This is a genomic window from Amycolatopsis regifaucium, assembly GCF_001613935.1.
Lineage (GTDB): Bacteria > Actinomycetota > Actinomycetes > Mycobacteriales > Pseudonocardiaceae > Amycolatopsis > Amycolatopsis regifaucium.
Genome location: NZ_LQCI01000003.1, coordinates 88,980 through 103,487, shown reverse-complemented (window position 1 = coordinate 103,487; position 14,508 = coordinate 88,980). Strand labels below are relative to the sequence as shown.

Here is a 14,508-nt window from a genome sequence, read left to right as displayed (position 1 = left end):
GACGCCGCCCGTCTCCAATGCCACATTGGGGACATGCCCCGGCGTCTCGTATGCGACATCGGGAACAGCATTCGCCACGAATTGGCGCACGACATAAGAAAAGCCCGGACGCGCGAGGCGCGTCCGGGCTTTCCGGTGTCAACGGCTCGAACTCAGAAGTCCATGCCGCCCATGCCACCGGACGGGTCGGCGGGAGCGGCCGAGGCCTTCTCCGGCTTGTCCGCCACGACGGCTTCGGTGGTCAGGAACAGCGCCGCGATGGAAGCGGCGTTCTGCAGCGCGGAGCGGGTGACCTTCGTGGGGTCCGGCACGCCGGCGGCGAGCAGGTCCTCGTAGACACCGGTGGCGGCGTTGAGGCCGTGACCCTGCGGGAGGGACTTGACCTTCTCCGCCACGACGCCGCCTTCGAGGCCGGCGTTGATCGCGATCTGCTTGAGCGGCGCCTCGACGGCGACCTTGACGATGTTGGCACCAGTGGCCTCGTCGCCCTCGAGCTTCAGACCGGCGAAAGCGGCCTCGGCGGCCTGGATGAGAGCGACGCCACCACCGGCGACGATGCCCTCTTCGACGGCGGCCTTGGCGTTGCGCACCGCGTCCTCGATGCGGTGCTTGCGCTCCTTCAGCTCGACCTCGGTGGCGGCACCGGCCTTGATGACGGCCACGCCGCCGGCCAGCTTCGCCAGCCGCTCCTGGAGCTTCTCGCGGTCGTAGTCCGAGTCCGAGTTGTCGATCTCGGCACGGATCTGGTTGACGCGACCCTGGATCTGGTCGGCGTCGCCCGCGCCCTCGACGATGGTGGTCTCGTCCTTGGTGATGACGGCCTTGCGCGCCTTGCCCAGCAGGGAAAGGTCGGCGTTCTCCAGCTTGAGGCCGACGTCCTCGGAGATGACCTGGCCACCGGTCAGGATCGCGATGTCCTGCAGGATCGCCTTGCGGCGGTCACCGAAGCCCGGGGCCTTGACGGCGACGGACTTGAAGGTGCCACGCATCTTGTTGACGATCAGGGTGGCCAGAGCCTCGCCCTCGACGTCCTCGGCGATGATCAGCAGCGGCTTGCCGGACTGGATGACCTTCTCCAGCAGCGGCAGCACGTCCTTGACGGTGGAGATCTTGGAACCGAAGAGGAGGACGTACGGGTCCTCGAGCTCGGCTTCCTGACGCTCCGGGTCGGTCACGAAGTAACCGGAGATGTAGCCCTTGTCGAAGCGCATACCCTCGGTGAGCTCGAGCTCGAGCCCGAAGGTGTTGCTCTCCTCGACGGTGACGACGCCTTCCTTGCCGACCTTGTCCAGCGCCTCGGCGATGAGCTCGCCGATGGTGCGGTCAGCGGCCGAGATCGAGGCGGTAGCAGCGATCTGCTCCTTGGTCTCGATCTGGACGGCCATCTTGTGCAGCTGCTCGGTGATGGCCTCGACGGCCGCCTCGATGCCGCGCTTCAGGCTGATGGGGTCGGCCCCGGCGGCGACGTTGCGCAGACCCTCGCGGACGAGAGCCTGGGCGAGCACGGTGGCGGTGGTGGTGCCGTCACCCGCGACGTCGTCGGTCTTCTTGGCAACTTCCTTGACGAGCTCGGCCCCGATCTTCTCCCACGGGTCTTCGAGCTCGATCTCCTTGGCGATGGAGACACCGTCGTTGGTGATCGTCGGCGCGCCCCACTTCTTCTCAAGCACGACGTTCCGGCCCCGCGGGCCGAGGGTCACCTTGACGGCTTCGGCGAGGGTGTTCAAGCCGCGCTCTAGACCGCGGCGGGCGTCCTCGTCGAACGCGATCAGTTTGGCCATTGCGGTGTGGTCCTCCGGTATTGGGCGCCACCGCCGCGCTGTGGTCAGCGGCGGCAGCAGGACTCTTCCTCGGCCAGGCTCGGTGCCCGCGACGGACGACCCACCCCGTGAAGGGTGCGGCCTCACCGTCCCGACCTTCAGACGAGCGATCGGTGACCGCTCGCCTGGCACTCGACGGCGTCGAGTGCCAATACCGTGTTTAGCACTCTCCGGGGTCGAGTGCAAGAACCGCAGGTCAGCGCGGTGGCGCGTCAGGTGCTCGGCTTGATGGGAATCGACGTCGGCGGAGCCTTCAGCGACGACTGCGGGGTCTGCGACTGCGAGCCGCCGGGGCCGACCGGGATGTTGGGCGCGGTGGTCTGCGGTCCGTTGCCGCCGCTCGAGTCACTGAAGACGAAGATCGCGGCGACGATCGCACCGGCGACCACGAGGGCGCCGACGATGATCCAGATCCACTTGGCGCCACCGCCCTTCTTCTTGGGCTGGAAGCCGCCCTGCTGCTGCGGCGGCGGACCGTAACCCGGCGGCGGACCCTGCTGGAACCCACCCTGCTGCTGGAATCCGCCTTGCTGCGGCGGCGGGCCGTAACCGGGAGGCGGACCCTGCTGGAACCCACCCTGCTGCTGGTAGCCGCCCTGCTGCTGCGGCGGGCCGTAACCCGGCGGCGGGCCCTGTTGCTGGGGACCCTGCGGCCCCGGTCCCTGCTGGCCGTAGCCCGGCTGCTGTCCTCCGTACGGGTGCACGGGGCCCCCCTCTCCCTGTGGCGGCGTGTGCTGCCTCGGCGCCTGATGCGGTACCGCCTGCTGGACACCTCCGGCCGTCGCCTGCCCGGGCGGGCCCGGAGGCTCGTTCGAGGTCGCGAGCGGACCCAGGGCGCGCCTGGCGGCCGCGATCATCTCAACACAGTTCGGGTAGCGATCGGCGGGATTCTTCGCCATTCCCTTGCGGATGACCTCGTCGACGCCGGAAGGCAGGCCGACGATCCGCGAGATGGCCGGGGGTTCGCCGTTCAGATGACCCTTGATGACCGTCTGCACGTCGCCCTTGAAGGGCGGGCTGCCGGTCAGGCAGGCATAGAGGACACAGGTGAGCGCGTACTGGTCGGTGCGGCCGTCGAGCGGCTCGCCGCGCAGGTGCTCGGGGGCGGCGTAGGTGGGCGAGCCGAGGAAGTCGCCGCCGCGGGTCCGGTGCCCGGTGGCGCCGCGCCGGGTGAGTCCGAAGTCGGCCACGTAGACGTGCTCGCGCGAGGTCTCCTTGCTGGTGACCAGGACGTTGGCCGGTTTGACGTCGAGGTGCACGAGACCGCGGTTGTGCAGGGTGTCGAGCGCGTCGGCGACCTGGTCGAGCATGGTCAGCGCGCGGGCGGGCGCGATCGGGCCACCGGAGATCAGGCCGGCGAGGTCTCCGCCGTCGACCATCCGCATGGCGATGTAGAGCATGCCTTCGAGCTCGCCGAAGTCGTACAAGGGCACGACGTTGGCGTGGTCGATCGCGGACGTGTTCCGCGCCTCGTCGACGAAGCGTTCGCGGAACTCGGCGTCGGCCCCGAGGTGATCACCGATGACCTTCAGTGCCACCTTGCGTCCGAGCCGCACGTCCGTGGCCTTGTAGGTCACGCTCATGCCGCCCTTGCCGAGCACGCCGTCGATGCGGTAGTTGCCCAGCCGACGACCGGTCAGGTCCCCCGACTCATCGCCTGTCACGCAGCGCAGCCTAACGCGCCAGTTCCGGCGGCCGCCGGGGGTTCGCCCGAACCAAGGTCTCCTCCGATCAGGAGACCTTGCGCACGTCCGCCGCTTGACTCCGCCCGTCACGCCCGGACTGGACTTCGAATTCCACGCGATCACCCTCGTCGAGCGTCCGGAATCCATCGGCCTGAATGGCCGAGTAGTGGACGAAGACGTCGGGCCCCTCAGTGGATTCGATGAACCCGTAGCCCTTTTCCGAGTTGAACCACTTGACGGTGCCGACTGCCACGGCGCCCTCCCTCAGCACGGGATTCGCCGTCCTTCTCTGCCCCGGACGGCGGTTTCGAGTGCGGTTCACGCTACCCGAATCACCGGCGTCGGCAATGGTCGATTCGTCCCAAGGTCACCCGCGAGAAAGCCGCCTATTGCGTGATTGCACAAGGACGCGTCCTGGTCCTGCGAAGTCCAGGGCGAGCCCTTCGCCGGTGCGGACCGACTGCGGGCCGGACTGGTCGACGGCGCGGAGGCGGCACTGCACGGTGTCCGGATAGGCCAGCAGGAAGTCCGGCCGGACGGTGACGAGTTCGCCCGCGGCCAGTTCGAAGGCGTCGACCGGGCCCTGCGCGGCCAGTACGAGCGGGCCGCTTCCGCTGTAATGCTCCAGGAAACCCGCGTCGGCCCCGAAGAGCTTCTGCAGCGGCGCCCAGCCGGGGTCCTGCCTGACGGTCGCCGGCCGGGCGAGGATCGCGTCGCGGCTCACGCACCAGCCTGCCCCGCCGGTGAATTCCAGCGGGTAGACGTCGCCCGCGGCCAGCGGCGCGAAGTCGATCCAACCGCCGCCCTCCGGCGCGTTGAACACCGACGGCGCGGTCTTGCCCGCCCGGGAACCCCCGCGCGCCGGAACGGTCTCGGTGATGCCGAAACTGCTGGCGAGCATGGTGTCCCCGGCGGCCTGGACGGCTTCGCCGGGGGACAACAGCACGCGCGCGACCCCGAAGTTCGGGGTGTGCCTGGTCTGGACGCGCATGGCTCAGCGCGAAGGGACCTGGGCGATCACCCAGGCGGACAGCGCCGACGGGTTGCGGGTCTGGGTGAGCAGCTGGCCCGGCCCGGCGAAGTCGAAGACGAGGCCTTCGCCGCTCTTCATCGACTGGATGACGCCCGTGGCGACCTTCCGGATCTGGTACTGCACGGTGTCGGCGAACGCGACGACGTGCCCGGTGTCGATGGTGATCACCTCGCCCTGCTGCAGGGTGACCGTCTCCAGCGCGCCGTAGCAGGCCACGACCAGCGGGCCCTGTCCGGTCGCGTGGGTCAGGAAGCCGCCTTCGCCGCCGACGAGGTTCTTGAGCCCGCCCCATTTGGTTTCGGTCTGCACGCCGTGGGACGAGGCGAGCCACGAGCCGCGCGTGACGCACCAGCCGGTTCGGCCGTCGAGGTTGATGATCTGCATGTCGCCGGGCAGGTTCGCGGCGACGTCGACCCAGCCGCCGTTCTGCGGGGCGGTGTAGGTGGAGATGAAGAAGGACTCTCCGGAGAGGAAGGCGCGGCCGAGGCCCTTCATGATGCCGCCCTGCGCCTGTGACTGGACCTGCACGCCGTAACTCGTCGCCATCATCGCGCCCGACTCGACCTGCGCCGGTTCACCCGGTGCGAGCATGAGCCTGGCCACCGCGAACGATGGCTGGTGACGGATCTGAACCTGCATGTCTTCGTCTCCCCGGTGGTCGTTGTGACGCGCAGAGTCTTGCATGCGACCGAGGAGGGGGGAGGATGGTCCGCGTGATCTCCGTCGACGCCCACCGTGAGACCGTCACCGGCCTGCTCGGGAACGCCCCCGTCATCCGTCTTCCGCTCGCTTCGGCCGCCGGTCTCGTCCTGGCCGAGGACGTGCTCGCGGGGGTTTCGCTGCCGCCGTTCGACAACTCCGCGATGGACGGTTACGCCGTCCGCGCCGCCGATGTCGCCTCCGCCGACGAAGCGCCGGTGACGTTGCCGGTCGCCGACGACATCCCCGCCGGGCGCGTCGACATCGGCGAGCTGGAGCCGGGTACGGCGCACCGGATCATGACCGGCGCCCCGCTGCCGCCCGGCGCCGACGCGGTGGTGATGGTGGAGCACACGGACGGCGGCGTGACAGACGTCCGGATTCTCAGGACAGCTGTCCCAGGCGCGCATATCCGCCGTCTCGGCGAAGACGTCGTGGAAGGCACTGTGGCGCTTTCGGCAGGCACCGTGCTGGGCCCGGCGCAGCTGGGCCTCGCGGCGGCCGTCGGGCTCGCCGACGTTCCGGTACGCAGGCCGCTGAAGGTGCTTGTCGTCTCCACCGGGACCGAACTCGTCGACGCGCCGAATCCCTTGCGGCACGGGCAGATCTACGAATCGAACAGCATCATGCTGGCGTCCGCGATCCGCGCGCTCGGCTGCGAGGCCGAGGTCGTGCGCAGTGTCGTCGACGACGTGGCCGAGTTCCGCGCGGTGATCGAGCCGCGGCTGGCGGACGTGGATCTGCTGGTGACCTCGGGCGGGGTGAGCGCGGGCGCGTACGAAGTCGTCAAGGACGCGCTGACCGGGCAAGGCGTGGAGTTCCGGAAGGTCGCGATGCAGCCGGGCGGGCCACAGGGCTGCGGGCGGTGGAACGGCGTGCCGGTGGTGACGTTGCCGGGCAACCCGGTGAGCGTGCTCGTCTCCTTCGAGGCCTTCCTGCGACCGGCGTTGCTCGCGGCGCTGGGGCACGCGGGCGTGGACCGCCGGCAGGTGCGGGCCCGGCTGACCGAGTCGATGACCTCCCCCGCCGGACGGCGTCAGTTCCGGCGGGGCTTCTACACGCACTCCGAAGGCGAGGTCACCGGGATCGTCGGACCGCGCGGCGGGCCGGGATCGCATCTGCTGGCGGCGTTCACGCAGGCGAACTGCCTGATCGTGCTGCCGGAGGACGTGGACTCGGTCGACCAGGGCGACGAGGTGGACGTCCTGCTGCTGTGACCCTCTTCCCCTGCCGCGCTCGCCGGGTCCGTGAAGGCCTCCTTGCCTACCCTGAAGGTAGGGAAGGAGGCCTTCACCACCGGCCGAGGTGGGGTTAGCGGGCTAAACGCGATCCGCCGGGAAGTCGCGGCACCGGCCGATCGGCGTGAACAGCAGGGCGAACACGGCGAAGACTTCGAGACCGGCCATCAGCCACAGCGTCTGCCGCACCCCGGCGGTCTCGCCGAGGAGCCCGCCGAGCAGGCCGCCCAGCGCGATCGCGCCGAAGCTGAGCACCGACATGCTCGCGGTGACCCGGCCGAACATCGCGGCCGGAACGTAGCGCTGTTTGAAGGTGGCGTTGAGGACGTTCGAGCCGACGACACCGGCGCTGAGCGCGAACCCGGCGACGACGAAGAACACGAGCCCCCAGCCGCCTTGGGCGAGTGGCCCCAGCAGCATCATGAGCGCCCCGAAAGCCTCACAGAGCACGAAAGAGCGCGCGGTGCCGACCTGAGCGGCGAGTTTGCCCGACAACGCGGCGCCGAAGACCCCACCAGCCCCGGCCAGCGCGAGCACGAGTCCGACGGCACCCGGCCCGACCCCGAGGTCGCGGGCGAGGAACACGACTTCGATCGACTGGTAGCCCATGAGCGCCACGTTCGAAATGGCGCCGAAGATCGCCAAAACCAGCAGGTACCGGTCGTGGACCACGAAAGCGAGGCCCTCGCGGATCTCGTCCCGCAGCCGCGAACGCGTCTTCGCCGGGCGTTCGGGCTCGCGGTGGCGGATGGATCGCAGGCACAGCACGGAGATCCCGAAGCTGACGGCGTCGGCGAGCACCCCGCTGACGGCCCCGAAACCCTGCGCCAGCAGACCGGCCAGCCCGGGTCCGCCGATCTGCGCGGCGGATTCACTGCCCTGCAGCTTCTCGTTGGCTTCCTGAAGTTGTTCCTTGTCGACCAGCGAAGGCAGGTACGCGCGGTACGCGACGTTGAAGAACACCTTCGCGACGCCGCCCGCCAAGGCGACGACGATCAGCTGGGTCATCGTGAGCAGCCCGCACCACGCGGCGATCGGGACACTCAGGAACACCAGCATGGAGAGGGTGTTGCAGATCAGCATGACCGGGCGTTTCGGCCGTCTGTCGACCCAGGCACCGGCGGGCAGGCCGATCAGCAGCCACGGCAGCCAGGCGACCGCGGTCAGCAGGCCGACCGCGAAGGTGCTCGCCTGCAAGGTGACCACGGCGACGAGCGGGAGCGCGACGACGGCGATGGAACTGCCGAGGACGCTGGTCGTCTCACCGGTCCACAGCAGGCGGAAGTCCCGGGAGCGCAGCAAACCGCCGCGTTCTCGGGTGGTCACGGACGGGCCGGGACGGCGCGGGTGGAGATGAAGACGGGGCGGCGCTCCTGGCCGTCGTCGGGGATCGCGCGGTCGCTGTAGGACTTGATCAGCGCGTGGACCTTCTGCTCGAGTTCGGCCAGTTCGGCGACCGACATCTTCGCCCAGCTGTCAGTGGCGAAGGCGGCCCGATGCCACTCCTCCGGATAGCTGTCGCGTTCGGCGAACCATTGCCGCGCCATCGAAACCTGGCGTTCGAGGGCGAGGGATTCGGCGGCGGCCGCGACCGGGTCGTCCGGGAAGTCCGACGGCGACCAGGAAACCGCGTAGCCGACGCGGCGCCACCAGCGCTCGCGGCGGTCGCGGGCGAGTTCGGGCGCCTCCTCGACCAGATCGCCGGCCGCGAGCACCTTCAGGTGGTGACTGACGTTGCCGACGGCCTGCCCGGTCCGCTCGGCGAGCACCGACGCGGTGCACGGGCCGTCGAGGCGGAGGACGTCGAGCAGGCGGCGGCGCAGCGGATGGGACATCGCGGCGAGCACCTTCGAATCGTGGACTTCACGCACTTCACGGTCGGCCATAACGCACAACAGTAATTGCACAAGAGTTCTTGTGCAAGTCTTCTTGTGCGCTACTCCATCCGCGTCGGTAATCTCGGGGTATGGGTTTCTTCTCGTGGATCGTGTTCGGCGCCATCGCCGGGTGGCTGGCCAACGTCGTGGTGGGCGGTTCCGACCGGCGGGGCGGCTGCCTGTTCAGCATCCTGATCGGCGTGCTCGGGGCGGCGCTGGGCGGTTTCGTCTACCGGCTCGCCACGGGCACCGAGCGGAGCTTCGAGTTCGACTTCCCCAGCTTCGGCGTCGCCATTCTCGGCTCGATCGTGCTGCTGGCCCTGCTGCGGCTGGTTCGCGGCTCCGGACGGCGCGATTCACGGCCGCCCTATCAGCGGTAACCGATGGAGTGACCATTGGTAACGGTTTTCGCGCGACCGGTGATCATCGACGTCCGGCGAACTAAAGTGGGACTTTCGCTCAGTTCCGAACGCGTCCGGGTGCATATGCCGTCGGGGGGCATATGCACCCGGACGCCCGCGCCTCGGCGATGATCGAGGCGGCGCGGACGGGGTCCACGAGCAACGGCGTCGGCGCCGCCGAGACGTCCTTCTTCCAGGCTCGGAACAGCTCGGCGAGTCGCTCGCCTGCGGGGTCCGGACTGGCGGGCATGCGCGGGTCCTCAAGGTCGGCGATCGGCATCAATTACCTAGAGTTATCGCGTATTTCGACCTTCCGTTACCGGAATGTGGTCCCGCCCACCCGCGCCGGGGAAAGCCTTCCGGGGGAGGCCACGGGCCTGTCCTGGACAGGGCGGTAGCGTGGTGGCTCTTCCAAGACCCACACCCCCGACACGAACTGCGGTGAACCCGACCAATGAGCGGCAACCGGCCGGAAGCCACTGGAAACCCACTCACGCACGCCGTGAAGCTGGCCCGCGAGACCGTTCCGCCGATGCACCCGGCCGGCAGGCCGTTCGTGTTCGGCGGTCTCGCCGCGACACTGGTGCTGCGGAAGTTCTCCAAGCGCCTCGGCGTCGTCGGCGCGCTCGCGACGGCCGCCACGGCCGCGTTCTTCCGTGAGCCCAAGCGTGTGCCGCCCGCCCGGTCCGGGCTGGCGGTCGCGTCGGCGGACGGTCTGGTGTCGCTGATCGAGGAGGCCGTGCCGCCGCCCGAGCTGGGCCTGCCCGCCGAACCGCGGATGCGGGTGAGCGTGTTCCTGTCGGTGTTCGACGTGCACGTCCAGCGGATCCCGGCGTCGGGTGTGATCGAGCGGGTGGCCTACCGGCCGGGGAAGTTCCTGTCCGCGGACCTGGACAAGGCCAGCGACGACAACGAGCGCAACTCCGTGCTCATGCGCACCGACGACGGCCACGAACTCGTCGTGGTGCAGATCGCCGGGCTGGTGGCCCGGCGCATCCTCTGTGAGATCCGCGAGGGTGACAAGGTCGGCGTCGGTTCGACGTACGGCATCATCCGCTTCGGCTCCCGAGTCGACCTGTACCTGCCGCCGGGCAGCAAGGTTCTCGTCTCGAAGGGCCAGCGCACGATCGGCGGCGAGACCCCGATCGCCGAGCTGCCCACGGCGCCGCACCCGGAAGGCTGATCCATGGTCCGTGTGACCACTCCCGGCGTCCGGCTGCTGCCGAACGCCATCACGGTGCTCGCCCTGTGCGCCGGTCTGTCCTCGGTGCAGTTCGCGCTGATCGGCAACTATCCGATGGCGATCGCGTCGATCGGGATCGCCGCGGTGCTCGACAGCCTGGACGGCCGGATCGCGCGGCTGCTGGACGCGACGTCGAAGATGGGGCAGGAGCTCGACTCGCTGTCCGACGGCATCTCGTTCGGTGTCGCGCCCGCACTGGTGCTGTACGTCTGGCATGCCGAAGGCGAGCGGATCGGCTGGGTGGCGTCGCTGATCTTCGCGGTCTGCATGATCCTGCGGCTCGCGCGGTTCAACACGCTGATCGAGGACACCGAGCAGCCGCCGTACGCTGGTGAGTTCTTCGTCGGGGTGCCCGCTCCCGCCGGTGGTCTGCTGGCGATGCTGCCGCTGATCCTGGAACTGCAGTTCGGGCGGGGCTGGTGGTCGCATCAGTACACGGTGTGGGTGTGGACGATCGCCGTCGCCGCGCTGCTGATCAGCCGGATCCCGACGCTCTCGCTGAAGACGGTGAAGGCGCCGCCGAAGGCGATCGCGCCGCTGCTGGTCGGGGTGGGCCTCCTGGCCGCCGCGATCATCCAGTTCCCGCTGGTGGCGCTGGCGATCGCACTGATCCTGTACCTGGCGCACATCCCGTACTCGGTGTACCGGCAGCGCTGGCTCGCGAAGCACCCGGAAGCGTGGATGGCGCCGCCGAGGGAACGGCGCGCGATCCGGCGCAGCACGAGCCGTCGCCGTCTCGGCCTGCGCCCGCCGCTGCGGCGTGTGGTGGCCGGTGCCGCTCAGCGCGTCCGGCTGCAGCGGGGCGAACAGCACGTCGCGCGCGTTCCGCGCACCATCACCCCCGACAAGGACCGCGACAACGGCCGGGGTCCGCGGCGCCGCTCGTGGCGCCGGATGGGCCTGCGGAAACGCTGATTTTTCGATCTCACGTCGCGTACCCACCCCCCGCCCGTCCCAGGGGGACGGCCCCGCGCCCAGCGTATCGGCACCCTCCGACGGGACCGGCGGAAACGGGGGTCGCGGGCGGGAGTTGTCCACAAGTGGGTGAGCCTGTGGACAAGCCGAAGTTGACTACGTGAAGGCCCCTTCCTTGCGCTAGGCGCAAGGAAGGGGCTTTCACGTAGTCAGGCGAACGCGGTCGTGAGGCCCGAGCGGCGCGAGGCTGGATAGGGTGGCGGGGTGAGCGCACCCCAGATCACGCTGACCGTCCGGCACACCCCGTCCGCCCTGGATTCCCGCCGCGGCGTCGTCCGGCTGCACCCCGAAGTCCTCGACGCGCTCGGCCTGATGGCCTGGGACGCCGTTCGCCTCACCGGCGCGCGGGTCAGTTCCGCGCTGGCCGCCCCGTCGGACGCGGAGGGGGTTCCGGGGGTGATCCTCCTCGACGACGTCACGATGTCGAACCTCGGCGTGACCGAGGGTTCGGAGGTGGTCGTCGCGCCGGCGGAGGTGTCGGCGGCGAAGACGGTCACCGTCTCCGGCTCGCGGATGGCGAGCGTGTCCCTCTCCCCGCATACGCTGCGGCTCGCCCTGATCGGCAAGGTCCTGACCGTCGGCGACGCGGTTTCCCTGCTCCCGCAGGATCTCGCGCCCGCGCCGGGCTCCGACGTCTCCGCGGTCCGCGGCCAGCTCTCCCGTGCCATCGGCATGACGTGGACGAACGAACTGCTCACCGTCACCGCGACCGAACCGTCGGGGCCGGTGGCCGTCGGACCGTCCACTGTGGTCAGCTGGCGCGACGGCGCCCGCACGGGCGAGGCCACCCCGGCCGCCGCACCCGCCCGCGCCGGGACCACGCTGGTGCGCAGCACACCCGCCACCCCGCACGAGGATTTCATCGACGCCGAGATCGTCGAGGACGAGCAGCTCGACGAAGTGGCCGAGGAATCCGTGCCGCCCCTGTCCGACCTCGCCGGATCCGAGTCGGCCGCTCGTAAGCTCGCGGAATGGTTCGACCTGGCCTTCCACCGTCCGGAACTGCTGGCCAAGCTGGGGGCGTCGGCGCATCTCGGGGTCCTGCTGTCCGGGCCGGAAGGCGTCGGCAAGGCGACGCTGGTCCGCGCCGTGGCGCAGGCGGAGAAGGTGCGGGTGGTCTCGCTCGCGGCGCCGAACATCGCCGTCCTCGAACCCAACGTGGCCGCCGCGCACCTGCGTGAGGCGATCGCACAGGCCACTCGCGACGAGGATCCCGCCGTCCTGCTGATCACCGACATCGACGCCCTGCTGCCCGCGTCCCAGCCGCCGCCGCTCGCGACGGTCGTCCTCGACGACCTGCGCAAAGCGTTGCGCGGCAAGGGTTTGGCCGTCATAGCCACCACCGGCCGCGCCGAATCCACCGATCCGCGGCTGCGGGCGGCCGACCTGCTCGACCGCGAACTCGGCCTGCCGCTGCCGGACGCCAAGACCCGCACGGAACTGCTGCGTATCCTGCTGCGCGACGCCCCGCTGGAGACCGGCGTCGACGTCGGCCCGATCGCCGAGCGCACGCCCGGTTTCGTCGCGGCCGACCTCATCGCGCTCCGCCGCGACGCCGCCCTCCGCGCCGCGCTGCGGCAGCGGGAAGCCGACGAACCGCGGATCTCCCAGCAGGACCTGCTCGACGCGCTGACCACCGTCCGCCCGATCTCGATGTCCACTTCGGACACTCTGGCCACCGGTGGGCTCACCCTGGACGACGTCGGCAACATGACCGACGTCAAGCAGTCGCTCACCGAGGCGGTGCTGTGGCCGCTGCGCTATCCGGACTCGTTCGCGCGCCTCGGTGTCGACCCGCCGCGCGGTGTGCTCCTGTACGGGCCGCCCGGCGGCGGCAAGACGTATCTGGTGCGTGCGCTCGCCGGCACCGGCGCGCTGAACGTGTTCGCGGTCAAGGGCGCCGAACTGATGGACAAGTGGGTCGGTGAGTCCGAACGCGCGGTGCGGGAACTGTTCCGCCGCGCCGCCGAAGCCGCGCCGTCGCTGATCTTTCTCGACGAGATCGACGCGCTCGCCCCGCGCCGCGGCCAGTCTTCGGATTCCGGCGTGTCGGACCGGGTCGTCGCGGCCCTGCTGACCGAATTGGACGGTGTCGAGCCGATGCGCGAGGTCGTCGTCCTCGGCGCGACGAACCGGCCCGAACTGGTCGATCCGGCCCTGCTGCGGCCGGGACGACTGGAACGCCGCGTCTACGTCCCGCCGCCGGACGCGCACGCCCGTGAAGCGATCCTGGCCGCCAGCGCCAAGAATACGCCGCTCGCGTCCGATGTGGACCTCGCGACGTATGCGGCCACTTTGGACGGTTACTCGGCGGCTGACTGCGCGGCGCTGATCCGGGAGGCCGCGCTGACCGCGATGCGGGAGTCACTGGAGGCCAGCGAGGTCACCGCCGCGCATCTGGCGAAGGCGGCGGAAGCGGTGCGGCCGTCGCTCGACCCGGCCCAACTGGCGGCCTTGGAGGCTTACGCGCAGTCACAGGCGTAGTCATGGGAAAGGGCTCTCTTCCCCACGAGGAAGAGAGCCCTTTCACCTACGGGCTAGGAGCCGTCCTTGTCGTTGGCGACGTAGTCCTTGGTGAGGATGACGATCACGCCGGCGGCCGCGTTTTGAATACCTTCGAATCTCGGCAAGGCCTGCATTCCGAACTCGAGCGCCAGCGCCTTCGCGGCAGCTTCCTCGTCGGTTCCCGGCCGGAAGTAGGCCGCGCTCTTTTCGAGCCTGCCCTGGTGGGGGCCGATATCGGTGACGTTCCAGCCGGAGGCGCGAAAGTCCTTGGCGGCTCGTTCGGCCAGGCCGTGGATGGTGCTGTTGTTGTAGACGCGCACGGTCACCCATTTGTGCGCTGCCTGCTGGTCGCCACCGGGCTGCCCCGGCCCTGGCTGACCCGGCCCTGGCTGACCCGGCCCGGGCTGGCCTGTCTGACCGGGCTGACCCGGCTGGCCCGACGGCGGCGCCGAACTCGCGGGCGGGTTCGACGGCGGTGCCGACGAGGCGGGCGGCGTGGTGGCCGACGGCGAACCCGGCGCCGGTGACGACGGCGAGACCCCGCCGTCCGAGGTCGTCGGGGTGGTTCCCGGCGGGGTGGCGGTGTCCGAATCACCGCCCCCGGTGGCCAGGGTGATCCCGCCGATCACGGCGGCGATCACGGCGACACCGACCAAGGCCAGTCCGGCGGCCTTCATCGGCCGGGACAGCCCCGAAAACAGACTCATGAGAGATCGATCCCCAGTCGCCGGGCCGCGCGATTGCGCTGCCGGGCCGCTCGCGTCTTTCGCAGGCGCTTCACCAACATCGGATCGGCCTGCATGGCTTCGGTCTTCTCGAGCAGCCGGTTCAGCAGCTGGTAATACCGCGTCGACGACATCGAGAAACGTTCGCGGATGGCCTGTTCCTTCGCGCCGGCGTACTTCCACCACTGCCGTTCGAAAGCGAGCATGTCGAGCTCGCGCTCGCTGAGGCCGCGCACGGTCTCCGACGGGGACGGCTGGTCGGGCTCGGCCATCGACTCCGCGGCGTCCATCCGACTCCTCGCAATCA

14 protein-coding genes are annotated in these 14,508 nt (G+C 69.9%); 5 read left to right on the top strand and 9 right to left on the bottom strand.

Annotated elements, in window-relative coordinates:
* Positions 1–152: 152 nt before the first annotated feature.
* From groL to AVL48_RS04245, 5 genes are all read right to left on the bottom strand, one after another.
* Positions 153–1,781, bottom strand: coding sequence for a chaperonin GroEL (gene groL, locus AVL48_RS04265; RefSeq protein WP_034308290.1), 1,629 nt, complete (start codon positions 1,779–1,781; stop codon positions 153–155).
* A 251-nt stretch (positions 1,782–2,032) separates the two neighbouring features.
* Positions 2,033–3,484 (bottom strand): serine/threonine-protein kinase, encoded by a 1,452-nt coding sequence (locus AVL48_RS04260; protein WP_061985031.1) that lies wholly within the window; start codon positions 3,482–3,484, stop codon positions 2,033–2,035.
* A 67-nt stretch (positions 3,485–3,551) separates the two neighbouring features.
* On the bottom strand, positions 3,552–3,758 hold the full coding sequence (locus AVL48_RS04255; protein ID WP_005164266.1) for a cold-shock protein: 207 nt from the start codon (positions 3,756–3,758) through the stop codon (positions 3,552–3,554).
* 114 nt (positions 3,759–3,872) lie between these two features.
* Positions 3,873–4,496, bottom strand: a complete 624-nt coding sequence (locus AVL48_RS04250; protein WP_061985033.1) for an AIM24 family protein — start codon at positions 4,494–4,496, stop codon at positions 3,873–3,875.
* Positions 4,497–4,499: 3 nt separating this feature from the next.
* Positions 4,500–5,177, bottom strand: coding sequence for a TIGR00266 family protein (locus AVL48_RS04245; protein WP_061985035.1), 678 nt, complete (start codon positions 5,175–5,177; stop codon positions 4,500–4,502).
* 74 nt (positions 5,178–5,251) lie between these two features.
* On the opposite strand from AVL48_RS04245, the gene moeA reads away from it, so the two are divergent.
* Entirely contained in the window at positions 5,252–6,454 is a 1,203-nt protein-coding gene (gene moeA / locus AVL48_RS04240) for a molybdopterin molybdotransferase MoeA (protein WP_143104904.1), read from the top strand.
* Positions 6,455–6,556: 102 nt separating this feature from the next.
* Here moeA and AVL48_RS04235 read toward each other — a convergent pair whose 3' ends face one another.
* Both AVL48_RS04235 and AVL48_RS04230 read right to left on the bottom strand, forming a co-directional pair.
* Positions 6,557–7,801 (bottom strand): MFS transporter, encoded by a 1,245-nt coding sequence (locus AVL48_RS04235; protein WP_061985039.1) that lies wholly within the window; start codon positions 7,799–7,801, stop codon positions 6,557–6,559.
* Positions 7,798–8,361: an ArsR/SmtB family transcription factor gene (locus AVL48_RS04230; protein ID WP_061985041.1), complete on the bottom strand. Its 564-nt coding sequence runs from the start codon at positions 8,359–8,361 to the stop codon at positions 7,798–7,800. The genes AVL48_RS04235 and AVL48_RS04230 overlap by 4 nt, the downstream gene beginning before the upstream one ends.
* Before the next feature lie 80 nt (positions 8,362–8,441).
* On the opposite strand from AVL48_RS04230, the gene AVL48_RS04225 reads away from it, so the two are divergent.
* The 4 genes from AVL48_RS04225 (at position 8,442) to AVL48_RS04205 (ending at position 13,455) form a co-directional block, all read left to right on the top strand.
* Positions 8,442–8,732, top strand: a complete 291-nt coding sequence (locus AVL48_RS04225; protein ID WP_061985043.1) for a GlsB/YeaQ/YmgE family stress response membrane protein — start codon at positions 8,442–8,444, stop codon at positions 8,730–8,732.
* A gap of 475 nt (positions 8,733–9,207) precedes the next feature.
* Entirely contained in the window at positions 9,208–9,936 is a 729-nt protein-coding gene (locus tag AVL48_RS04215) for a phosphatidylserine decarboxylase (RefSeq protein ID WP_061985047.1), read from the top strand.
* A gap of 3 nt (positions 9,937–9,939) precedes the next feature.
* On the top strand, positions 9,940–10,911 hold the full coding sequence (gene pssA, locus AVL48_RS04210) for a CDP-diacylglycerol--serine O-phosphatidyltransferase (RefSeq protein ID WP_061985049.1): 972 nt from the start codon (positions 9,940–9,942) through the stop codon (positions 10,909–10,911).
* Between the two features lie 264 nt (positions 10,912–11,175).
* Positions 11,176–13,455 carry an AAA family ATPase gene (locus tag AVL48_RS04205; RefSeq protein WP_061985051.1) on the top strand — a complete coding sequence of 760 codons (2,280 nt, stop codon included), beginning with the start codon at positions 11,176–11,178 and terminating at the stop codon, positions 13,453–13,455.
* Positions 13,456–13,508: 53 nt separating this feature from the next.
* Here AVL48_RS04205 and AVL48_RS04200 read toward each other — a convergent pair whose 3' ends face one another.
* Together AVL48_RS04200 and AVL48_RS04195 are read right to left on the bottom strand one after the other, a co-directional pair.
* A complete protein-coding gene (locus tag AVL48_RS04200; protein WP_143104889.1) occupies positions 13,509–14,183 on the bottom strand; it encodes a LytR C-terminal domain-containing protein in 675 nt (224 codons plus the stop codon).
* On the bottom strand, positions 14,180–14,491 hold the full coding sequence (locus AVL48_RS04195; RefSeq protein ID WP_061985055.1) for a DUF3263 domain-containing protein: 312 nt from the start codon (positions 14,489–14,491) through the stop codon (positions 14,180–14,182). The genes AVL48_RS04200 and AVL48_RS04195 overlap by 4 nt, the downstream gene beginning before the upstream one ends.
* Positions 14,492–14,508 lie beyond the last annotated feature (17 nt).